19 protein-coding genes are annotated in these 20,305 nt (G+C 44.1%); 11 read left to right on the top strand and 8 right to left on the bottom strand.

Features of this window, described 5'->3' with window-relative positions; all coding sequences use genetic code 11:
• The first annotated feature begins 79 nt into the window (after positions 1 to 79).
• On the top strand, positions 80 to 289 hold the full coding sequence (locus MHN30_RS05405) for a hypothetical protein (RefSeq protein WP_010368721.1): 210 nt from the start codon (positions 80 to 82) through the stop codon (positions 287 to 289).
• Between the two features lie 93 nt (positions 290 to 382).
• On the opposite strand, the gene epmB is transcribed toward MHN30_RS05405, so the two are convergent.
• Positions 383 to 1,399: an EF-P beta-lysylation protein EpmB gene (gene epmB, locus MHN30_RS05400; RefSeq protein ID WP_222242295.1), complete on the bottom strand. Its 1,017-nt coding sequence runs from the start codon at positions 1,397 to 1,399 to the stop codon at positions 383 to 385.
• A 42-nt stretch (positions 1,400 to 1,441) separates the two neighbouring features.
• On the opposite strand from epmB, the gene efp reads away from it, so the two are divergent.
• Positions 1,442 to 2,008, top strand: coding sequence for an elongation factor P (efp, locus tag MHN30_RS05395; RefSeq protein ID WP_017217199.1), 567 nt, complete (start codon positions 1,442 to 1,444; stop codon positions 2,006 to 2,008).
• Between the two features lie 67 nt (positions 2,009 to 2,075).
• Entirely contained in the window at positions 2,076 to 3,050 is a 975-nt protein-coding gene (gene epmA, locus MHN30_RS05390) for an elongation factor P--(R)-beta-lysine ligase (RefSeq protein WP_069021416.1), read from the top strand.
• On the opposite strand, the gene MHN30_RS05385 is transcribed toward epmA, so the two are convergent.
• The 3 genes from MHN30_RS05385 to MHN30_RS05375 form a co-directional block, all read right to left on the bottom strand.
• A complete protein-coding gene (locus MHN30_RS05385; protein ID WP_045987953.1) occupies positions 3,047 to 4,261 on the bottom strand; it encodes a methyl-accepting chemotaxis protein in 1,215 nt (404 codons plus the stop codon). The two genes, epmA and MHN30_RS05385, sit on opposite strands and share 4 nt — an antisense overlap.
• A gap of 93 nt (positions 4,262 to 4,354) precedes the next feature.
• Entirely contained in the window at positions 4,355 to 5,077 is a 723-nt protein-coding gene (locus tag MHN30_RS05380) for a glycerophosphodiester phosphodiesterase family protein (protein WP_017217196.1), read from the bottom strand.
• Positions 5,074 to 5,937, bottom strand: coding sequence for a DMT family transporter (locus MHN30_RS05375; RefSeq protein WP_045987952.1), 864 nt, complete (start codon positions 5,935 to 5,937; stop codon positions 5,074 to 5,076). The genes MHN30_RS05380 and MHN30_RS05375 overlap by 4 nt, the downstream gene beginning before the upstream one ends.
• A gap of 132 nt (positions 5,938 to 6,069) precedes the next feature.
• On the opposite strand from MHN30_RS05375, the gene MHN30_RS05370 reads away from it, so the two are divergent.
• The 5 genes from MHN30_RS05370 to rlmB all read left to right on the top strand — a co-directional run bounded on the left by MHN30_RS05370 (position 6,070) and on the right by rlmB (position 13,388).
• Positions 6,070 to 7,164 carry a sensor histidine kinase gene (locus tag MHN30_RS05370; RefSeq protein WP_239358854.1) on the top strand — a complete coding sequence of 365 codons (1,095 nt, stop codon included), beginning with the start codon at positions 6,070 to 6,072 and terminating at the stop codon, positions 7,162 to 7,164.
• Positions 7,161 to 7,763, top strand: a complete 603-nt coding sequence (locus MHN30_RS05365) for a response regulator transcription factor (RefSeq protein ID WP_239358852.1) — start codon at positions 7,161 to 7,163, stop codon at positions 7,761 to 7,763. Before MHN30_RS05370 ends, MHN30_RS05365 begins: the two co-directional genes overlap by 4 nt.
• 106 nt (positions 7,764 to 7,869) lie before the next feature.
• On the top strand, positions 7,870 to 10,056 hold the full coding sequence (locus tag MHN30_RS05360; protein WP_239358850.1) for an ATP-binding protein: 2,187 nt from the start codon (positions 7,870 to 7,872) through the stop codon (positions 10,054 to 10,056).
• A 79-nt stretch (positions 10,057 to 10,135) separates the two neighbouring features.
• A complete protein-coding gene (gene rnr, locus MHN30_RS05355) occupies positions 10,136 to 12,625 on the top strand; it encodes a ribonuclease R (RefSeq protein WP_239358848.1) in 2,490 nt (829 codons plus the stop codon).
• A 22-nt stretch (positions 12,626 to 12,647) separates the two neighbouring features.
• A complete protein-coding gene (gene rlmB / locus MHN30_RS05350) occupies positions 12,648 to 13,388 on the top strand; it encodes a 23S rRNA (guanosine(2251)-2'-O)-methyltransferase RlmB (RefSeq protein WP_010368698.1) in 741 nt (246 codons plus the stop codon).
• Between the two features lie 207 nt (positions 13,389 to 13,595).
• Here the strand turns inward: rlmB and yjjG are convergent, their stop codons facing one another.
• From yjjG to MHN30_RS05335, 3 genes are all read right to left on the bottom strand, one after another.
• The gene (gene yjjG / locus MHN30_RS05345; RefSeq protein WP_239358846.1) at positions 13,596 to 14,273 is read right to left on the bottom strand and encodes a pyrimidine 5'-nucleotidase; all 678 of its coding nucleotides are present in this window, start codon (positions 14,271 to 14,273) and stop codon (positions 13,596 to 13,598) included.
• The gene (yjjX, locus tag MHN30_RS05340) at positions 14,273 to 14,806 is read right to left on the bottom strand and encodes an inosine/xanthosine triphosphatase (protein WP_010368694.1); all 534 of its coding nucleotides are present in this window, start codon (positions 14,804 to 14,806) and stop codon (positions 14,273 to 14,275) included. Before yjjX ends, yjjG begins: the two co-directional genes overlap by 1 nt.
• Positions 14,807 to 14,903: 97 nt before the next feature.
• Positions 14,904 to 15,803 (bottom strand): phosphoribulokinase, encoded by a 900-nt coding sequence (locus MHN30_RS05335; RefSeq protein WP_010368692.1) that lies wholly within the window; start codon positions 15,801 to 15,803, stop codon positions 14,904 to 14,906.
• 135 nt (positions 15,804 to 15,938) lie between these two features.
• Between MHN30_RS05335 and MHN30_RS05330 the strand changes: the two genes are divergently transcribed.
• The 3 genes from MHN30_RS05330 to phnW all read left to right on the top strand — a co-directional run bounded on the left by MHN30_RS05330 (position 15,939) and on the right by phnW (position 19,164).
• Complete coding sequence (locus MHN30_RS05330) at positions 15,939 to 16,823, top strand: hypothetical protein (protein ID WP_239358844.1); 885 nt, start codon at positions 15,939 to 15,941, stop codon at positions 16,821 to 16,823.
• 60 nt (positions 16,824 to 16,883) lie between these two features.
• The gene (gene galE, locus MHN30_RS05325) at positions 16,884 to 17,897 is read left to right on the top strand and encodes a UDP-glucose 4-epimerase GalE (protein ID WP_130126951.1); all 1,014 of its coding nucleotides are present in this window, start codon (positions 16,884 to 16,886) and stop codon (positions 17,895 to 17,897) included.
• A gap of 160 nt (positions 17,898 to 18,057) precedes the next feature.
• Positions 18,058 to 19,164 carry a 2-aminoethylphosphonate--pyruvate transaminase gene (phnW, locus tag MHN30_RS05320; RefSeq protein WP_193522312.1) on the top strand — a complete coding sequence of 369 codons (1,107 nt, stop codon included), beginning with the start codon at positions 18,058 to 18,060 and terminating at the stop codon, positions 19,162 to 19,164.
• Positions 19,165 to 19,564: 400 nt separating this feature from the next.
• Here phnW and MHN30_RS05315 read toward each other — a convergent pair whose 3' ends face one another.
• The gene (locus MHN30_RS05315) at positions 19,565 to 20,053 is read right to left on the bottom strand and encodes a hypothetical protein (protein WP_239358842.1); all 489 of its coding nucleotides are present in this window, start codon (positions 20,051 to 20,053) and stop codon (positions 19,565 to 19,567) included.
• Positions 20,054 to 20,305: the final 252 nt, after the last annotated feature.

The raw sequence follows: 20,305 nt of genomic DNA, 5'->3' as shown, positions 1-20,305 counted from the left end.
TATCTCGTAATTTATCCTAAAGGTTTAAATTTATACGCCGATAACCAATTTGATCCATCAAAAAGTCAGGTAATCACTTATGAATATTTCCGGAAGTAACCTACCTGCTATGTCTGGTGCTGGTCAAAGCGGTGAAGTATACAGCGCCGTTTTGGCAAAAAAGCAACAGAAAGCAGATGGACAAGCCGCACTTGCTTTAATTGAATCTGCGGGCAGCAGTGCAGCAGCACAAACGCCAGCTAAATCAGTGACAGCAACGCTGGGCAACAACATCAATACATACGCGTAAGCTTATGTCTGATGGCACGTTGTCTTCGGCATGTCCGATAGATATGTGCAAAGCAATCGGTGCTAGGGTCATTAGCACCGATTTTTTGCTATTTTAGTCTAGTAAATTTAAGTCGATCGGTGTTTTACTTGGCTGACCACCAATTTCTCGCACTAACTTAGGCACCAAGAACCCCGGCAGCACTTCCAAAAGCTCAGCCATTATCGCCTTGGCTTCACGCTCTGCTACATCAAAATGACTAGCGCCTTCTACTTTATCGAGTAAATGCAAATAATAAGGCAGTATATCTGCATCGAATAGGGCTTCACTCAATTGGGCCTGAGCCGCAACATCGTTATTAATTCCTTTAAGTAACACAGCTTGGTTTAGCAAGGTCACATTGGCTTGTTTAAGCTTTTGCATTGCGGCTTTAAAAGTATCATCGATTTCATTTGCATGATTAATGTGGTTTACCAAAATCACCTTTAAATGACTTTTTGCTAAACGTTGGCACAATTCCTCGGTTACTCTCGCTGGGATCACTACCGGTAAGCGGCTGTGAATACGTAAACGTTTGATTTGTGGTATAGCCTCTAATTGTTCTAGCACCCAAGCTATCATGTCATCTTTGGCCATCAGTGGATCACCGCCACTTAAGATCACCTCATTGATTTCATGATGGGCGCGCAAATAATCAAATACTGGCTCTAAGGTGCGTTTGTTGACCTGATTATCCTGATAAGGGAAGTGGCGTCGAAAACAGTAGCGGCAGTTGACCGCACAACCAGTTTTGAGCATGAGTAATACCCTAGAGCGGTACTTATGTAACAAACCAGGTACAGGCGCGTCTTGTTCTTCGAGTGGATCTTTACTAAATCCCGCTTCAGTTAAATATTCCTGATGTACAGGTAACACTTGTAATAGCAAGGGATCATGACGATCTCCGTGGCGCATTTTAGCGATAAATGGGCGAGGTACTCGCATAGGAAACAAGCGCTTAGCTGCAAAGTCTCGTGCATCAAATTGGTCATGCAACCCCAAGATGTTGAGTAGCTCTTGTGGGTCAGTGACAACATTTGCTAATTCTTTTTGCCAGTTAGTCTGCAAATTTACTTCATTTATTTGTATCATTAGCAGGTTAATTACTCGAATATACGTAGATTAGAGGATACGATGGCGAATTATAGCACCAACGAGTTCAAGGGCGGCCTAAAAATTATGATGGACGGCGAGCCTTGTTCTATCTTAGAAAATGAAATGGTCAAGCCTGGTAAAGGACAAGCGTTTAACCGCGTTAAAATCCGTAAGCTTATCTCAGGTAAAGTACTAGAGAAAACATTTAAGTCTGGCGACTCAGTGGAAGGCGCAGACGTAATGGATACTGATCTAGCGTATTTATACACTGATGGTGAGTTCTGGCATTTCATGAACAACGAAACATTTGAGCAGATCGCAGCTGATGAAAAAGCACTTGGCGATAGCGTAAAATGGTTGGTTGAAAATGACGTATGTACTATCACACTGTGGAATGGTAACCCAATCGCAGTAACACCACCTAACTTTGTTGAGCTTGAGATCACAGAAACAGATCCAGGCCTGAAAGGCGACACTGCGGGTACTGGTGGTAAGCCTGCAACCCTAAGCACAGGTGCTGTTGTTCGTGTTCCTTTGTTCGTTCAAATTGGTGAAGTGATCAAAGTTGATACGCGTAGTGGCGAATACGTAAGCCGCGTAAAATAATAGCGTAAAGCAATTTACGATGTTTTATAAATCCCAGCATGTTGCTGGGATTTTTTTGGAGTAAACAATGACGGTGAACAATTGGCAGCCAAGTGCAACGATAGAGACGCTTAGGCAAAGGGCTGCAATTTTAGCGAAGATACGGCACTTTTTTGCTGCTCGTGATGTGATGGAAGTCGACACGCCGAGCCTTTCTCAAGCCTCAGTGACCGACCCTCACTTAGATACTTTCCATACTCGATTTGTTGGCCCAAATCACAGCCAAGGTTTGCCTTTATTTTTACAAACGTCACCCGAGTATGCGATGAAAAGACTACTTGCCGCAGGCAGTGGTGCGATTTTTCAATTATGTAAGGCTTTTCGTAACGAAGAGTCTGGGCGTCATCACAATCCAGAATTTACGATGTTAGAGTGGTATCGTCCGGGCTTTGACGAGTTTGACTTAATGGCGGAAATCGATGAGCTGATGCAGATGTTATTGGACTGTCCTGCTAGCGACTCAATGACCTATCAACAAGCCTTTGTGACCCATCTTGGGTTTGATCCCTTAAGTGTGTCGCTGACGGAATTGAAAGCGCACGCCAATAAATATGGTTATGGTGATATTGCAGCTATTGAGAATAATCCAGATACTCTACTGCAATTGCTATTTTGCATGGAAATTGAGCCTAAAATCGGTCAGCAGCAACCTTGTTTTGTTTATCACTTTCCGGCATCGCAAGCGGCACTGGCAAAACTTAACCCGAAAGACAATCGCGTTGCAGGGCGTTTTGAGCTCTATTATCGCAACATGGAACTGGCCAACGGATTTAACGAATTGACGGATGCGGTAGAGCAAAGAGCGCGTTTTGAGCAAGATAACCAACTCAGAGCTGAGATGGGATTGCATCCAGTGCCGGCCGATGAGCGGTTATTGGCTGCTCTTGACGCAGGCGTCCCCGATTGTGCTGGCGTTGCACTTGGAATAGATAGGCTAGTCATGCTGGCGCTAAATAAAGCCAGCATCAGCGAAGTGCTCACTTTTGATGTTTCGCGGGCTTAGCGCCGCGAAACAAAGCGAGTAAGTTCTTTTTGAGTGGTTTCTGTGAGCTTTTGGGCACTTTGGCATTCGGCTAACGCGCCATCAATTTGTGATTTAGATTGCTGACCCAGTTCGACAATTTGTTGCACTGCTTGGTGAGTATGTTTTTGTGTTTCTTCAAGTTGGTGTACCGCACTAACGATTTCTTCTAATTGCGCTTGATTGCGTTCAAAGTCATCACTCATCGAAATAAAGCCTTGAGAGGTATCACTGATGGCTTTCTCTGCTGAGCTTGAATGAGAAATCAATTGTTCTGATTCTTGATTGGTTTCACCGACCAGCACGTTCATTTGATTGATAAAATCGCTGATCTGGCGGGTGGCCGCATTGACCTTGACCGACAGCGCACGAACTTCATCGGCAACCACTGCAAAGCCACGTCCGGCTTCACCTGCTCGAGCTGCTTCAATTGCCGCATTGAGCGCAAGCAAGTTGGTTTGGTCGGAAAACTCTTCAACCATTTTTAGAATGTTGCGAATATTCTCACTATTTTCTTTCAGGCCTGAAACCGTCGATGAAAAGTTACCTAGTAGCGTGGTGATTTGTTTTACTTCAGCGACAAGCTTAGTTAACGACTGTGATGAACCGCGAACAAAGTGCAAGCTTTCAGTATTGGCCTGATAAACTTGATCGGTATTGTGCACAATACTTTGTAAACTGTGGCTGACCTGATCGGAAGCGGCAATAATCGTGTCACCTTGGCTCAGCTGCTGCTGTCCATACTTTGCGGTACTTTGCATGGAGCTGGTGATATCGCGGTTGCTTTGTGTCGCCGCAGCGGCACTTTCGTATGTTTTTTCCAATAAGAGACTAAGGTGGGTGGTAAAGGTGTTGTACTGCTCGCTTAAATCTCTAAATTCGTCATAAGTGAATTGTGGCAGTTTCGCATCTAAGTTACCGTTTTGGCGATTAACGCGCTCCAATGACTCTTTCATCGCTTGTACAGGTCGTACGATTAAAAAGCGCATATAGAAGACGGTAAACGCAAACGCGGCAAGGATCACAATAGTGATAAGCCAAAACAGTCCCATACTCGCACCGGAGTGAGCGAGTTCAGAATACAGCCAAACCAAGCTAATAACCTGAAATAGGAGTAAAAAGCCTAAATTGCCAACAATTTTACGAGAAAGGGTATAGAAAAACGTCTGTTCTACAAAATTATAAATGCGCATATATAAACTCATATTGGGCTCATCATTGTGCCACTTTATTTGTCTCAGTATAGATGAGCTAAATGGAATAACAATGCTAAAGCGATCAAGCAGTTACTCAATTGGGGTGGCGTAGGCGCCAATGCCCTGTAAATACATTTTGGTTTGGCATGGAAAGTTGGTGAAAATACCATCCACCCCGAAATCTAGCATCATATCTATGTCTTGTTGTTTATCGACCGTATAAGCAAATACCTTTAATCCGCGAGATTTTGCATCCAACACATATTCATGATTAATAAAGTTTTTGTCCATATGAATGCTGTAGGCATGGAGCGATTCGGCAAATTGCGCATAATGAATTGGAATAGAAGCCGTTAACGCGCCAATTCTTACCCAAGGTAATTTTTGCTTTAGCCACAATAGTTGATGATGGTCAAAAGAGGAGATGAGTAGCTGCTCTCTGGTGATCACGCCTTGCTGGATATGTTCTTCAATATAGGTAACGAATTTATCTAGGCCAAAGGTATGCTTTAGTTCTAAATTGATATCTGTCTGTTTGCCTATCGTGGCGAACACTTGCTGCAAGGTGGGAATTGATTGCCCTTTACCGGCATCAAGCGTGGCAAGGTAGGCTTGAGTTTGTTCATTAACTCTACCCACGCCGTTGGTGGTTCTGTCTAGCCAAGTGTCGTGGATAATGGCGTAATCATCCGCGCAACTTTGCACATCCAACTCAATACCATCAACGCCAATATGGAGAGCCGCTTCTATTGCAGCAAGTGTATTTTCTGGATAGCTGCCACTGGCTCCACGGTGCGCTAAGACTTGAATCATGCTTTTTTCCTTGTAATAGACCAAGTTTCAAAACAGGCTGCACTAACTACCAACAACCCGCCAAGTAATGTTGTAAGTGTCAACGTCTCGTGTAACAGAATATAAGCTAATAGCGTTCCATACAATGGCTGTAAACAAGAAATTAACCCAGCAGTGGTGGCAGATAAATAACGTAGGCTAGAGGCAAACAAGGCGTGTGGAATTGCCGTAAATATTGCTCCTGCAAGCAAGATTAACCAGAGATTTTCTGTGGATACTTGCTGAATTGGCACTTCCACAAATGCTAACAGCATGAGACATGCAACAAGCGTTTGATAAAGCATTGTGTGTGGGCCGCTATAGTGAGAAAAGAAGCGCTTTTGGAGCAAGTTGCGTAGCGCAAAGAGTGCGCCCGAGAATACGCCCGTAATAATCCCCAAGGTAACTTGGTTGCCAAGGTTCGCTTCTGGTACTAACAGATAGATACCAAATAACACCGCGCTCGCACTGATAAAATCTTTTAGCTGTACACGGCTGCGAGTGAAAAGTGGCTCTAAAAAAACAGTGATCACGGGGTAGGTGAAAAAGGCAATGATCCCAACTGCAATTCCCGCCATTTGCATGCCTGCAAAGTAAGTCACCCAATGAAGCCCCACGATGACACCAAGAACTAAAGCCGTTAGATAGTCTTTTTTGTGTATTAATTTTATCGGCTGCCGTTGTATTTTGAGTAACAGTAGTAGCACAACGAAAGCAACGGCGGTACGGTAAACGGTGATATCCAGTGCTGAGAGTGAAATTAATTTTGAAAATAATGCTGTTCCACCAAATAATAAAACGGCACTATGAAGCGAGAGTAAAGCGGACTGTTGTGGGCGCATATTGAATATTAGAACTGTTTTTTAGCAGTCTATCATTTAATCGCTTTGAGATGACAAGATTGTTGACACTTGTCACTCAACATTCTGCGCTTAAACGTAAATAATAATAAAAAGAGTGAATCAGAGAAGCTTGTGTCCATAACCACAGAATTTACCCTAGTTGAGAAACGGCGCTCATTTTGGAATGCCGGACCCCTTATATTTTCAACCTTTTATTTTTTCCCATTGATATTTAACTGGGCGCAATTGAGTGCAGTTAATATTGCGTTGCAGGTTGTTGTGTACCTTAGTTTTGTCGTGCTCTATTGGCAGAGTATTACAAAAACGGGCAATGCGTTGGTGATGAATTTAGTGTTGATGGCAGGGCTTTGTGTCGCAGGTAGTTGGGTGACGACCGGGACGAGTTCGTTATTTGGCTTTATTGCTTTTTTCTGCGGTTTTAATTTTTTGCCTCGCTATAAAATCATTGCGATGCTGGTCATCATAGCGTTGGTATTGCTAACGGCTAAATTTATCGCGACCCAGCAAACGGTTTATTTCTTGATGCCTGCACTGTGTGTGGCGTGTGGACTCTTTATTTTTGGTTGGATGTCACACCGAGAGCGAGTACACAAAGAGTTGCAGAGGCAAAGTGAAGAGGAGATTAAGCGATTAGGCGCCGTGGCTGAGCGAGAGCGTATTGCGCGCGACCTACATGATTTACTCGGCCATTCACTCAGCTCGATAGCATTAAAAGCGGAGCTGGCGAGTAAATTTGCTGCTGCAAATGCATTAGAGCAAGCGCAATCAGAAGCGCAGCAGGTTGCAGACTTAGCGAGAGAAGCACTAAGCGAAGTGCGCCAAGCCGTCACCGGCTATCATCAGCTAGCGCTTGATGCTCAGCTGCACATTTTGGCTTCAAGGCTAAAAGATAAGGGCATTGCCGTAACGCTAGAATTGCAGGCGGTCACTTTAGATAAAGTAAGCGAAGCCTGTTTGTGCTTTTTTGCTAAAGAAATATGCACCAACATTATTCGTCACAGCGATGCTGATAAGGTTTGCTTCACACTGCGGCAAACTGACAATAATGTCTTTGTAGAAATTAAAGATAATGGTTCTATAAAGTCCATAAAAGAAGGAAATGGTTTAATGGGGATCCGTACCAGATTGAAAGAATGTGGTGGCCAATTATTTTATCATACCGAACAGGGCGGATACTTTAAGGCGGTACTAGGGGAAGCAGGATGATCAAAGTTTTTATTGTTGAAGATCAAGCATTAGTAAGAGGGGCTATCGCGGCATTATTGAGCTTAGATAGAGAGATAGAAGTGGTTGGCGAAGCTGAAAATGGTCAAGTTGCAAAGGAAAAGTTAGCAAAGTTAACGCCTGATATCGTGCTAACGGATATTGAAATGCCAGAAGTCACTGGACTTGAGCTTGCTCAGCACTTACAACAAAAAATGCCAGACACAAAAGTAGTTATCATGACGACCTTTTCTAAAGCGGGTTATATTCGTCGCGCGATCACTTTAGGGGTAAATGGTTTTGTATTAAAAGAAGCTCCAAGTGAGTACTTGCTATCAACGCTGAAAAAGGTCATGAATGGATATAAGGTTATTGACCCAGAGCTGGCTTTGTACGCTTTGGAAGATGCTGATCCACTTACCGATAAGGAACGCAAAGCATTACGTTTAGCTAGTGAAGGATTAAAAACCGCTGAAATCGCAGGGCAGCTATTTTTGAGCGAGGGAACAGTAAGGAATTATTTATCCGATGCTATCGCAAAATTACATGCGACAAACCGGGTAGATGCAGCAAGAATTGCTAAGCAAAAAGGATGGCTGTAACTAGGTGTAATAGCATATATCCAGTTAATACTTCAAAATAATGCTGTGCGGTAATATACTGCACCATTCGCCAAGTAATAATAATGTATTAATTTTGAGTGCAATAATGGATCCTAAATTACTTATTCAAGTTACCGCAATAACGACTGTGGTCTGTACAGTTTTTATGGCCGTAAACTGGTTTATTAATAAAGGCCTACCAGGCACTCGAGATTGGCTTATTTTCATTGCGCTCACTGCAATTGGATGTGGCCTGTTGGCCGCCTATACACTTCCCATTACGTTCTCAATTTTTATCCCCAATCTCACTATCGCATTTGGGCTTTTTTATCTGGCTCGTGGTGTTGATGCGTTTTTTAGTGTGAAAAGCAATTACATGCCTTGGTATGTATTAGCCGCATTGGGTATTCCCAGTTTTACTTACTTTTTGTACGTGGATTTTAATTTTATCGCTCGCGTCGGGATCAACTACTTAGTCTGGGCGATGGCGATGATTTATTGCCTACGGGCTTTGAATAAAGGACAAAAGTTATTATCGAAGGAGTTTAGTGCAGCACATTGGGCGTTTGGCCTATCGTGCTTGAGCTTACTAGCCGTGTTTACTTTTAGATTGGTCATGCTTGGCGGCTACTCGGTGACAGATAGCCTTGTCTCGGCAAATTGGGTTAATCAGTTTTTTGCTGTTTCTGTGAGCACGATGCCGCTGCTGTTGTGTTTTTCTTTATGCCTGTTATGTAGCAGCCGTCGTGAAAAAGAACTCTGCCTGTTAAAAACTGCTGCTGAGCAGTCAGCGCAAGTAAAAGGACAGTTTTTAACATTATTAAGTCATGAACTGAGAACACCACTAAACGCTATTGTTGGTCATGCAGAATCACTTAAAAAAGTGCCGCGTGAGCCCAATCGCCATGCTCAATTATGCGATGTTATCGTCCACGCCGCGATGTCGATGTCAGACTTAGCCAATCAAGTATTATTGCAAGCGAAAGGGGAATATGCGGCGCAAAATCGCGTGCCTGTCTCGCTTTATAGTCTTTCGCAAGAGTTAGTTCGCCTCTTACAGCCGCTGGCGTTGGCTAAAGGATTGAGTTTGAGGGTGGAGGTTAAAGGCCTGTATCCACAGGACGTTCATGTTGTCGAGCAAGATACATTGTCCTTGGTACTTAGAAATCTGCTCTCGAACGCGATTAAGTACACAGATAAAGGCATTATTACGCTGATCCTTGAAGGCACAAGTCGCGCTGAGGATAAGCAAACTATCCGCTTTGCTATCAAAGATACAGGCAAAGGACTGACTGAAGTACAAATGGAAAAGATCTTCGAGCCCTTTGTCACATTAAACACCGAACAATCCATCTCGCAAAGTGCGGGGTTTGGATTGGCGTTATGCAAGCAACTGCTGAAAGGGCTAGACTCTGAGCTTAACGTCGACAGCAAGCTTGGCAATGGCACAGTGTTTAGCTTTGAGTTAGATTGCCAGTGTAGTGATTCACCGTTACAGAGCACGGAATTTAATACAGAGAAGCTAGCACTCAATGTGCTTGTTGTTGAAGATAACCCCATGAATATTGATGTGATCAGCACCTATTTAAACGATATGGTAAGTGAGTTTTCTATTGCTAAGTGCCTTGCAGAAGCTGAAGTCGCGCTATTAGAACACAATTTCGATATTATTCTGTTAGACATGCGACTGCCTGATGGTAATGGTCTTGAGTGGTTTAAAGAAGGCTTCAACGAAATTGGTTTCACCTCCAGCGTTAAGGTGATAGCGTTAACGGGTGATGGCGATCCTGAATTAAAAAGGCGATGCCTCCGAGCTGGCATGCAGGACTGTTTAACTAAGCCTATCATGCCAAGCCGTTTATATGCGGCACTGGAATGTGCGACTGTAAAAACAACGTCTCGCTTAGAATGTAAGACTTTGATTGATCAATCAAGATTTATGGATCTCGCAAACCGTGAAAGTTCAGGTGTGCTGGCGACGAAATTGATGTATTTAGCCGATCGATTTGAGTACGAAATTGCGCAAATTAAAGGGCTCACAGAGTTGAATGTAACTGACTTAGCCGTTGATAAACTTGCCTACATTGAAAATGAAGCGCTGGAGCTTGGCATGGTGAATTTTGCCGAGCTTGTGCAAGCAGCAACTGTGCAGCTAAGTTACTCGGAAGAGCAAGTTGATTGGGACGGTCTTGCTATGGTTGCTAGACGCTCAGTTGAGCGTTTATTAGAACTTCATGCCCAAATTGCAACACTGGAGTCGGTATCAAATTCAGTGGTTAATCTATCTGCATAAAAAGATTCATCGATCTTGGCCTAGGTCATTAGGCTATTTTGGGTTAAAATAACAGCATAGCTTATTTAACAAGACAGTAATGCCAAAACAGGATCCCTATCTCGATAGAGAACAGCAAAAATACGACAATCCAGTACCTAGTCGCGAATTTATCTTAGAACACATTAAAAGCGCGGCCAAACCACCTTCTTTCTCTCAATTGTGTAACGATTTAAAAGTGCAAGACGAAGAACGTCAAATTGCGCTTAAACGCCGTTTGCGCGCAATGGAGCGAGACGGTCAACTGCACTTCAATAAATTTAAGTGTTACACCATTCCAAGTGATGATGGTCTAGTCAAAGGCCGCGTTGTTGGACACCGTGACGGCTTTGGCTTTTTAGAAGTAGAAGGCGAACCCAAAGATTGGTTTATCACTAAGTATCAAATGGAGCGCGTGCTGCATGGCGATTGGGTGTTAGCAAAGGCTGGCAGCCGAGGTTCAGGTGGTAAGGTGGAAGCGCGTATTGTGCGGGTACTTGAAAAAGAGCGTGCGCCAGTCGTCGGTCGTTATTTTGTTGAGTTTGGCATGGCAGTCGTGGTGCCAGAAGATCCTCGCATTACTCAAGATATCATCATCGTACCTGGCCAAGAAAATGGTGCTCGCCATAATCAAATGGTGCAGGTAGAGATCACTCAAAGCCCTAGCAAACAAATGAATGCAATGGGTAAAGTACTTGAGGTGCTCGGCGATCATATGGCACCGGGTATGGAAATTGAGGTGGCACTTCGTAATCATGACATTCCTCATGAGTGGCCAAGTGAAGTAGAAGCACAAGTTGCAAATCTTGGTGAGTTTGTTGAAGAGTCAGCCAAACAAGGTCGTGTCGACCTGCGCGATTTACCGTTAGTGACCATAGATGGTGAAGATGCCCGTGACTTTGATGATGCCGTATATTGCGAGCGTAAAAAGTCAGGAGGTTGGCGTTTATGGGTTGCTATAGCGGATGTATCTCATTATGTAGGTAAAGGCACTGCGCTTGACAAAGAAGCGATTGAGCGTGGTAACTCAGTGTATTTTCCTGAGCAAGTTGTGCCAATGCTACCTAAGGTGCTATCGAACGGTTTATGTTCATTGAATCCAAAGGTAGACCGCTTGTGTATGGTTGCGGAAATGACCGTGTCCGAAGCGGGTCGTTTATCTGGCTACCGTTTTTACGAAGCCGTGATGAACTCTCACGCTCGTCTTACTTACACCAAAGTCCATGCGATTTTACAAGGTGACGAAAAGCTCATAGCGGATTATCAGCCTCTTGTGCCTCATCTAACTGAGCTCCATAACATGTATATGGCGCTGAAGGCTGCAAGGCAGGAGCGTGGCGCGATTGAGTTTGAAACCCTAGAAACGCGCTTTGTATTTAATGCCCATCGAAAAATTGACTCTATCGTGCCTGTGGTTCGTAACGACGCCCACAAGCTGATTGAAGAGTGCATGATCTTGGCGAACGTGTCAGCAGCAAAACTGTTGGAAAAACACGAAGCCCATAGCTTGTACCGTGTTCATGATGAGCCAGACCCTGAAAGGTTGAGCCAGTTTAGGCAATTCTTGCAAGACTTGGGTATTGAAAGCCAATTACCTAACGATCCGTCGCCAGAGGAGTTGACCCAAGCGCTTGAGTCATTGGGAGATCGTCCTGAAAAAGAATTGATCCAAACCATGCTACTGCGCTCAATGAAGCAAGCGGTATATCAGCCAGAAAATATTGGCCACTTTGGTTTGGCATTAAAAGCCTATGCACACTTTACCTCACCTATTCGCCGTTATCCGGATCTGGTGGTACACCGCGCAATCAAAGGCATTTTACAGCAGCAACAACAGCCCGTGAGTGGCGCTTACATCTACAATGAAGATGAAGTGAAACAACTGGGTGAGCAGTGCTCGATGACAGAGCGCCGCGCTGATGACGCCACTCGTGAAGTCGCTGATTGGTTAAAATGTGAATTTATGCAAGATCATGTTGGCGATGAATTTACCGGTGTGATCTCATCGGTCACCAACTTTGGATTATTTGTGAGGTTGGACGACCTGCAGATTGACGGGATGATCCATGTTAGCAATTTAGGGCATGAGTACTTCCACTTTGATGGTGCAAAGCAATGTTTGATTGGCGAGCATAGTCGCACAGTGTTTAGACTCGGTGATAAACTTACTGTTGTGGTTGCTTCAGTTAGCTTGGACGATCGTCGCATCAACTTAGCTTTAGCTGAAGAAGGTCAGCAAGACAGGTATGCGAGGCGTCGAAAATCGCCAAAAAGCACAGCAAGTAGTGTTCGTGAGCAGCTAAAAACGGGTAAAATCCCGGGAGCTAAGCGCCGTGACGGTGAAACGTCTGGTCGCGATAAAGATAATAAAGGCGATGACAAAGCCAAAAAGCGCAAAAGAACGACCCCTAAGGGTGAGCTCAAACAGGCGAAAAAGGCAGGCACGCTGAAGTCGAAGAAAAAATCGACGAGTAAAAAAGCCAAAGCGGCAAAGGGCAAAGCAAAACGCCCAGGTAAAAACGAAAGAAATCGTAGCAAAAAAGCGCAATAGATTATAAAGCGGGAGCTTTAACGTGAGTAACGAATTAATTTTTGGCTTTCATTCAATCGAAGCCATTTTGAATAACGCGCCGGAGCGTTTTTTAGAAATTTATGCACTTAAGGGACGTGAAGATCAGCGTTTAAATCAAGTCGTAAACGATGCCCGTAAGTTTGGTATTTCAGTGCAGTTTATGCAGCGAAAAGCGCTTGATAACAAAGCGAATGGTGAGCAACATCAGGGCATTATTGCCAATGTTAAAGCGGCGCGCGCATACAATGAAAAAGATCTTGATGAGATCATTCAAAGAGAAACCACACCATTTTTCTTGGTACTTGATGGGGTAACGGATCCGCATAACTTAGGTGCATGTCTACGTAGTGCTGATGCAGCAGGTGTACATGGTGTTATCGTACCAAAGGATAAGTCTGCAAAGCTAAACGGCACTGCAAGAAAAGTAGCGTGTGGCGCTGCAGAAACGGTTCCGCTTATCCAAGTAACCAATCTTGCTCGCACATTGCGTGATATTAAAGAAGCCGGTGTATGGGTTGTGGGTACTGCAGGTGAAACCGATACAGCTGTTTTTGATGCAAACCTGACTGGACCTATGGCCATTGTAATGGGCGCCGAAGGCGATGGCATGCGCCGTTTAACTCGAGAGCATTGCGATGAGCTGGTTAAGATCCCGATGGTAGGTAGCGTGTCTAGCTTAAATGTATCGGTTGCGACCGGTGTTTGTCTATTTGAAGTGTTAAGACAGCGCTCAGCACTTTAATCCAGCAGCGCGCTGCTTTTAAGCGCTCGCAAGGTAAACTTGCTCCTACTCAGCTCTACTTTTGGTAGGAGCCGATTTACTCGGCGAGCTTTTAAAACCTGCAAGATGAACGTGCGCCCACACGATTCTACCTTTGGTAGGAGCCGATTTATTCGGCGAGCTTTTAAAACCCGACAGGTCAGCTTGCTCTCACACAATTGTACGGTATTACCCCATTAAAATCGCTTGCAACTCTTTAAGAGACTCTACGGTATAGGTTGGCTTGATATGGTCGGGGCAGACTTTGCCATCATGCTTTAACCAACAGCTATCAATCCCAAAGCGGTTTGCGCCTAAAATGTCACTCGCTGGCGTGTCGCCAACCATTAATACTTTGGATTTGTCGGGGTTTCCCAACAGCGCTAACGTATGCACAAAAATACTCGGATCTGGTTTTGCTTTACCTACCAACTCAGAGATCACCACTTCAGAAAAACGATCCACAAGGCCGGTGTGCTCTAAGCGCTTTTGCTGAAGCGCGGCAAATCCGTTGGTAATAATAGCCAAAGTACATTGGCCTTTCAGGCTGTCGAGCAAGGCTTTAGCTCCCGGTAGCGGTTGGCAAATTTCAGCCATCGCTGCCAAGAATCCCGCATTGAGTGTTTCAGGTGCGATATCGAGTTTTTCAGCCCAATGGCTAAAGCGCGTAATCTGAAGTGTTTTTGCGTCAATTTCACCATTTTGATACTGCACCCAAAGTGACGCATTTAAGCTGTTGTACTGCTCATAGTCCTCGTCAGTGAACACAATGTCATATTGAGCAAACAGCGTTTGTAATCCAAGTTTGGCATTAAAGCTAAATAAGGTTTCATCCGCATCAAATAAAATATGTGTGTAGTTCGGCATTATAAATACATCTCTGGGTGATTAAAGGGCGCCATTGCGAGCAATAAGGCTTGCGTGTAGCTACTTTCTCTGGTGGCAAGATGGTTGGTTAGTAAACCGATAGCACCGCCTTGTTGCTTGATATTAGTGGTATTGAAGAGGTCATCCATTACATGTCCTAGCTCTTCACCTTGTTCAAGACGCGTGTAGACCGATGCCGGTAGCGGCAAATTACAACTACGGCCGACACTCGTACGACGGTTATCCGCAATGACGACATAAGCGAAAGTAGCTGCACCGTATTCAAATTTGGCAGCGCCTCCTTCCATGGCACAATAAAAATCGGCTTGATGATGTTGCTGTAAGTAAGTAACACGATTCTCTGCGCCTTCGCGGGTGGCTTGTTCACCTAAAGGCTGATCCGCAACGAGACTCGGCGCTGAGATACCCTGACAGTCAATTTTTGCATTGGGAAAGTACTGCGCAAAGATGGTTTTTGCAGCATTGATTTTTACTGGGTTTTTAGACCCCACTAAAATGGTAAGCACGTCCATATAACAACTACTCGTGATGCCCTAAAAGGCGTCAGTGTAAAGTGTGATATGGAGCGATGCAAGGAAGCTATTATTCCTAATCAAAACATAAGCTGGGTTAAATCGGTAAATCGACTGGTGCCATATTCTCAAGGGCGCGTTTCTTTACTAATAATTCTTTGATAAGTGGAGTCAGTACTAACTCCATTGCCAGCCCCATTTTCCCGCCCGGCACAACTAACGTGTTTACACGAGACATAAAGCTGCCTTCGATCATTTGTAAGTAGTAAGGGAAATTAACATCTTCGATGCCACGAAAGCGGATAACCACAAAGCTTTCGTCTAATGATGGTATGTCTTTAGCACTAAATGGGTTAGAAGTATCTACGGTAGGCACGCGTTGAAAGTTAATATGCGTGCGAGAAAACTGGGGAGTAATGTGATTAATGTAGTCATCCATTGAGCGCACAATTGACGTCATGACCGCTTCTTTGGAGTGGCCGCGCTCATTGGTATCGCGAATGAGCTTTTGGATCCATTCAAGGTTGATGATAGGCACCATGCCAATCAATAAATCAACATTGCTGGCCACATCATATTCGGGGGTCACGACACCGCCGTGCAGCCCCTCATAAAACAGCATATCGGTGTTTTGTTCCAGTTCTTGATAAGGAGTAAAAGTGCCCGGTAGCTGATTGAATGGCACGGCATCGTCAAACGTATGAAGGTAGCGACGGACTTTGCCATTGCCGGTTTCGCCATAGCTTTTGAACAGGCTTTCTAATGCGCCGAAGTCATTGGCTTCTTCACCAAAGTAGCTAATGTGCTTACCTTCTTGCAGCGCTTCGCGACGCAATTTATCCATTTCAGGGCGAGTGTAGCGATGAAAGCTATCGCCTTCGACATAGGCGGCTTTGGTATTAAGACTGCGGAATATGTGTTTTATCGCGCTTGTCGTTGTTGTAGTGCCTGCGCCTGAACTACCAGTAATGGCGATAATAGGGTGTTTGTCTGACATAAATCTGCCTTAGCTTTCATCATCCGTTAATTCGATGTTACGCGAAGCAAAGTTTTTGGCAAGCTTTGCTTGAGGGCGAGTGTTGGGTATCATAGCAGGGTGATATAACTACAATGAAAAATCAAAGGAACGTCCATGCCCATTTCAATGCGTGTGAAGCTCGCAGTTTGTCTATTCGCTTTCGCGTCCTGTTTACCGGCTTATTCAGCCATGCCCAAAAGCCAAATATGGCTAGCTGAATTAGGTGAACATTTCAGTGCTAAACCAATTACCGAAAACACCGCATATTTTAATCAACCACTAGTGACTGATTCTGGGGTTTACTATACCGCGGAAGTAAGCGCTGATGGCAATAGCCAAACGGATCTGTTTTTTTACGACTTTCAAAGCCAAAACACAACCAACCTCACGCAATCCCCTGTCTCCGAATATTCACCCACACTGCATCCGAATGGGGAAGGGTTAACGACGATTGTGGTTGAGGGATCCGGTAAGCAAAAACTGTGGTTTTATCCGTTTGATCAGGCGACAAAACCAAGTCGTGTTTTTGAGCATATTGAACCTGTGGGGTATCATGCTTGGGGGAGCAATCAAGATCTGATTATGTTTATTTTAGGTGCGACTGAAAGTGCTCCGCATACCTTACAGTACACAGATATTAACGGTCATTTACCACAAATTCTTGCCGAAGATATTGGTCGAACTTTGTCTTACAACCGTGCGCGTGACGTGTTTGCTTTTACTTATCAAGTCAATGGCTTGATGTGGTTCGCAACCTACCACAGAGAGAGCGATCATATTCAGCGATTTTTTGCTCTTCCCAGTCAGGTGCAAGATTATACCTGGTTGGATGATAATAAAGTGGCGTACTCATTGGATAACAAGATTTATTACCGGGATTTAAATGCGCCTAAAAAAGTCCACTTATTAAGAAACTTAAGAAGTTACTGTCAGACTTCGATCTCTCGCTTGAGCTTTTTTGATAACAAGCTGGCATTTGTATGCCACAGCGAAGACTGATAGCGATATATTAAATTGCATGTTAAACGCAATGCATAGACAACAACCATAGGAATAGATATGACGATTCTCGTAACAGGTGGTGCAGGCTATATTGGCTCTCACACTGTATTAGAGCTGCTACAACAAGGCAAAAAGGTAGTGGTCGTAGATAATCTAAGCAATTCTCAGCAGACTTCATTACATAGAGTCGCTGAGATAGTAGGAAAGGAAGCCGCATTTCATCAAGGTGATATTCTTGATAAGGCATTTCTTGATAGTGTATTCGCGCAATATGATATTGAAGAAGTGATCCACTTTGCCGGTTTAAAAGCCGTTGGAGAGTCGGTTCAAAAGCCAATCGAGTATTATCAAAACAACGTCCAAGGCACGTTGACGCTCCTTGATGCAATGCGTGACGCCAATGTATTTAAGCTAGTTTTTAGCTCGTCAGCGACGGTATATGGAGATCCTGCCAGCCTTCCTATTCGTGAAGATTTCCCTGTTGGTGGCACAACCAATCCTTATGGTACGTCAAAGCTGATGGTTGAAATGCTACTACAGGATGTCGCTAAATCAGACCCGCGTTGGGCCTTTGCTATTTTGCGTTACTTTAATCCGGTTGGTGCACACGAGTCGGGGCTAATTGGTGAAGACCCAAATGGTATTCCCAATAACTTACTGCCCTACATCTCACAGGTTGCTGTTGGTAAACTGGCGAGTTTAGGCGTCTTTGGCGACGACTATGACACCAAAGACGGCACAGGCGTGAGAGATTACATTCACGTGGTTGACCTTGCTATTGGCCATTTAAAAGCACTTGAGAAAATCGCAGTAGCAACAGGCACACATATCTATAACTTAGGTACCGGCAATGGTTACTCGGTACTAGAGATGGTTACCGCGTTTGAAAAGGCAGCGGGCAAAGCTATACCCTATGACATTAAACCACGTCGCGATGGCGACATTGCCGCCTGTTACGCTGCGCCTGAAAAAGCCAAATCTGAATTAGGCTGGCATGCAGAGCGTGGTCTGGATGCCATGATGCAAGATACATGGCGCTGGCAAAGCAATAATCCAAATGGGTATAAATAACCAGAGCCTCTGTTGCTTCTCTTCGCCTTTGCCATTTAGGGTAAAGGCGAGGCTTCATTGAACATCATTACTACATCAATCTTAGTTTCATAAAACTGTCATGCCGTTGTCACCTAAACTCGGTTAAATATTCTGGTATAGACCAGATTAAAGGCAAGTTATGAACAACAATTATTTACTCCTGACACCAGGCCCGCTCAGTACCTCTCACACCGTGAAAGAAGCCATGTTGCAAGACTGGTGTACTTGGGATGATGAATATAACCAAGGTGTGGTGCAAGTTATTCGCAAGCAGCTTTGTGAAATTGCGGTTGCAGATCCGCAGTATCGCAGTGACTACAGCGCAACCTTAATGCAGGGCAGTGGTACAGCAAGTGTAGAGGCGGCTATTGGAACTTTTATTCCTAAGTCTGGCACTTTACTGGTTATTAATAATGGTGCTTATGGTGCGCGTATTATTGAGATAGCCAATTATCTAAATATTAATGTAATAGCGCTCAACTTTGTTGAAACCGAATTGCCACAACTGGAGCAGATCTCACAAGCGCTTGAGCAACACCCTGAGATCACCCACGTAGCAATGGTACACTGCGAAACCACAACGGGGATGCTGAACCCGGCTAAGCGCGTAGCTGAGCTTGCGAAACATCACAATAAAGTAATGATCCTTGATGCCATGAGCAGTTTTGGCGGCATTGAGATGGATATGCATGAGTGGCAAATCGATATCCTCATTAGCTCAGCAAATAAGTGTATTCAAGGTGTTCCGGGTTTTGGCTTTGTGATCGCAAAAACGGCGCTGCTGGTTGCCTCTGAAGGACAAGCACGTTCACTCTCGCTGGATCTTCACGCCCAGTGGAAAACCATGGAAAATCATCATGGTAAATGGCGTTTTACCTCGCCAACGCATGTTGTCAGGGCTTTTGCCAAAGCACTGGAAGAATTGGCGCAAGAGGGAGGCGCTTCTGCGCGATTTAAGCGCTACAGCGAAAATCAAAAACAGCTCGTTAGCGGCATGAAAGCCCTTGGTTTTGAAGCCTTGTTACCAGAAGCCATGCATTCACCTATTATCACTTCTTTTTATTCACCAAATGACGAAAGCTATGAGTTTAAGCGCTTTTATGAAGCATTGAAGCAAAAAGGATATGTAATTTACCCCGGCAAAGTATCAAACGCAGATTGCTTTAGGATCGGTAATATTGGCGAAGTGTATGCCGCAGATATTAGCGGACTACTAGAAGCTATCGCACAAGCAAAATACTGGTAAACCGTTAGGGCAGGAGGCGCTTTACGCGGCGATGGGTATTGCCGAAGCAAAGTATTGGTAAACCGTTAGGGTGGGAGGCACTTTACGCGGCGATTACTATTACTGAAGCAAAATACTGGTAAGCTGTTAGGGTAGGAGACGCTTTACGCGGCGATGGGTTAAGGGGGTTACACCCCTTTAGCTAAATAAATGAGTAGCGAATCTTCAATTGTGTTAACGATGGCCTAATCTGGGCTGTCACCTTCCCATAAAATGATTCTGCACTCATTAAAGCTGGAGGCAAACTAAGAAAAGTCACGTTATACCAAATCGCAGAACATCGCTGTACTGACAGAAGCTGGAAAGTCTCTGGTGTATGTAATAAACACTGCGTAAGCAATGGTACGTATTCCAATATAAATTAAACATTAGGGTATTGAGTTATCCATATATCATCGCACCCACGCTGTCTATATATTTCAACAGTTTTCCTGATCAACATATCAGCAATTGACGCCAGTGCATCTGACCCCCCAGAAATAGCATCCCTCTCATAAACATATCTACTATCCACAAAAACTTTGCGGTATTTTGTAAGCATATCTCTAGTAAAGTCACTTTCAAACAAGCGCTTGATATCTGTTGGTAGTGAATCATAGAGGCTCAATAAATCATGTTTGTCTTTACCTTTTAGGATGCCATCAGTTTTTAATTTATATTTTTCGTTTATTTGCCCTTCATTACCGGATACTTCAGCATGAAAGCTTTTAAACAATATTTCTAACGATAGTGCTGCGTGAACAATTGAAACAGTTATATTGTGTTGCCACATCAATTTGGACGATAAGAGGTATGCATAGGACGTTTCTATCATGTGAGGAGCCATGATCCATTCATGCACTTTTTTCATTAGCTAATTCCGTATTTCCAATTTTGTCTTCTATTGAGGGTTATTCGCAACTGACTTTATCAATCAAACCCCCACATTTAAACATCATTGTGGCGAAAGTGTAACTGTGTTATTCGACTTAGATCTAGGCCTTTAAGTCGCTCATTAAAATTAGCCATCTTGATGTTCCTTGCAGTTGTCAAATGTCGGAGTACCAAATTTAAACTTAGCGCTATTTCTAAAATAGGACAGCCGCAGGTAATGGAAAGGTTG

Origin of the sequence: Pseudoalteromonas sp. OF7H-1 (genome assembly GCF_022347825.1) — a bacterium.
Classification (GTDB): Bacteria; Pseudomonadota; Gammaproteobacteria; order Enterobacterales; family Alteromonadaceae; genus Pseudoalteromonas; species Pseudoalteromonas maricaloris.
Note: the sequence above shows the minus strand (reverse complement) of the source record. Positions and strands in the feature narration are given on the sequence as shown.

What these genes read in the sequence shown, in the direction of transcription:
- efp (WP_017217199.1), top strand. Translation starts at nt 1,442, where the DNA reads ATGGCGAATTATAGCACCAACGAGTTCAAGGGCGGCCTAAAAATTATG.
- rnr (WP_239358848.1), top strand. Translation starts at nt 10,136, where the DNA reads ATGCCAAAACAGGATCCCTATCTCGATAGAGAACAGCAAAAATACGAC.
- MHN30_RS05405 (WP_010368721.1), top strand. Translation starts at nt 80, where the DNA reads ATGAATATTTCCGGAAGTAACCTACCTGCTATGTCTGGTGCTGGTCAA.
- MHN30_RS05375 (WP_045987952.1), bottom strand. Translation starts at nt 5,937, where the DNA reads ATGCGCCCACAACAGTCCGCTTTACTCTCGCTTCATAGTGCCGTTTTA.
- MHN30_RS05365 (WP_239358852.1), top strand. Translation starts at nt 7,161, where the DNA reads ATGATCAAAGTTTTTATTGTTGAAGATCAAGCATTAGTAAGAGGGGCT.
- yjjG (WP_239358846.1), bottom strand. Translation starts at nt 14,273, where the DNA reads ATGCCGAACTACACACATATTTTATTTGATGCGGATGAAACCTTATTT.
- epmA (WP_069021416.1), top strand. Translation starts at nt 2,076, where the DNA reads ATGACGGTGAACAATTGGCAGCCAAGTGCAACGATAGAGACGCTTAGG.
- MHN30_RS05360 (WP_239358850.1), top strand. Translation starts at nt 7,870, where the DNA reads ATGGATCCTAAATTACTTATTCAAGTTACCGCAATAACGACTGTGGTC.
- MHN30_RS05315 (WP_239358842.1), bottom strand. Translation starts at nt 20,053, where the DNA reads ATGAAAAAAGTGCATGAATGGATCATGGCTCCTCACATGATAGAAACG.
- galE (WP_130126951.1), top strand. Translation starts at nt 16,884, where the DNA reads ATGACGATTCTCGTAACAGGTGGTGCAGGCTATATTGGCTCTCACACT.
- MHN30_RS05380 (WP_017217196.1), bottom strand. Translation starts at nt 5,077, where the DNA reads ATGATTCAAGTCTTAGCGCACCGTGGAGCCAGTGGCAGCTATCCAGAA.
- MHN30_RS05330 (WP_239358844.1), top strand. Translation starts at nt 15,939, where the DNA reads ATGCCCATTTCAATGCGTGTGAAGCTCGCAGTTTGTCTATTCGCTTTC.
- MHN30_RS05335 (WP_010368692.1), bottom strand. Translation starts at nt 15,803, where the DNA reads ATGTCAGACAAACACCCTATTATCGCCATTACTGGTAGTTCAGGCGCA.
- MHN30_RS05385 (WP_045987953.1), bottom strand. Translation starts at nt 4,261, where the DNA reads ATGCGCATTTATAATTTTGTAGAACAGACGTTTTTCTATACCCTTTCT.
- phnW (WP_193522312.1), top strand. Translation starts at nt 18,058, where the DNA reads ATGAACAACAATTATTTACTCCTGACACCAGGCCCGCTCAGTACCTCT.
- epmB (WP_222242295.1), bottom strand. Translation starts at nt 1,399, where the DNA reads ATGATACAAATAAATGAAGTAAATTTGCAGACTAACTGGCAAAAAGAA.
- yjjX (WP_010368694.1), bottom strand. Translation starts at nt 14,806, where the DNA reads ATGGACGTGCTTACCATTTTAGTGGGGTCTAAAAACCCAGTAAAAATC.